This is a genomic window from Stenotrophomonas maltophilia group sp. RNC7 (genome assembly GCF_030910085.1).
Classification (GTDB): Bacteria; Pseudomonadota; Gammaproteobacteria; order Xanthomonadales; family Xanthomonadaceae; genus Stenotrophomonas; species Stenotrophomonas sepilia.
On the sequence record NZ_JAVFVN010000505.1, the window covers coordinates 1 to 741 of the forward strand.

Consider the following 741-nt stretch of genomic DNA (forward strand, 5'->3'; position numbering starts at 1 on the left):
AGGTTCGGCCCGGCGATCGCGTCCCGGTGGACGGCGAGGTCATCGAAGGCGAGAGTTATGTCGACGAATCGATGATCACCGGCGAGCCGATCCCGGTCTCCAAGAAGCACGGCAGCGAGGTGGTTGGCGGCACGGTCAACCAGAAGGGTGCCTTCGCCATCCGTGCGACTGCGGTCGGCGGCAACACCGTGCTGTCGCAGATCATCCGCATGGTCGAGGAAGCGCAAGGATCGAAGCTGCCGATCCAGGCGCTGGTCGACAAGGTGACCATGTGGTTCGTGCCGGCGGTCTTCGCCGTAGCGGCCCTGACCTTCGCTTCCTGGCTCTATTTCGGGCCGTCGCCCGCGCTCACTTTCGCGCTGATCAATGCCGTCGCCGTGCTGATCATCGCCTGCCCGTGCGCCATGGGCCTCGCGACACCGACCTCGATCATGGTGGGCACTGGCCGGGGGGCGGAGTTAGGCGTGCTCTTCCGCAAGGGTGAAGCGCTACAATTGCTCAAGGACGCAAGGGTCGTCGCGGTCGACAAGACGGGCACTTTGACCGAAGGCAAGCCGGCGCTCACCGATCTGGAACTAGCCATCGGTTTCGACCGGGCGGATGTCCTCGGTCTAGTGGCGTCCGTCGAGGCGAAGTCGGAGCATCCGATTGCCCGTGCGATCGTGGATGCAGCCGCAGGGGAGGTCATTCCTCTGCCGGCCGTGTCGAACTTCGAATCGTTGACTGTTTTCGGCGTTATGG

Annotated in this window: 1 protein-coding gene; it reads left to right on the forward strand. The window is 64.1% G+C overall.

All coding sequences use genetic code 11. The features are described 5' to 3' along the window. On the forward strand, positions 1–741 hold a 741-nt coding region (locus RCF13_RS09935), incomplete at both ends, for an HAD-IC family P-type ATPase (protein ID WP_308141104.1).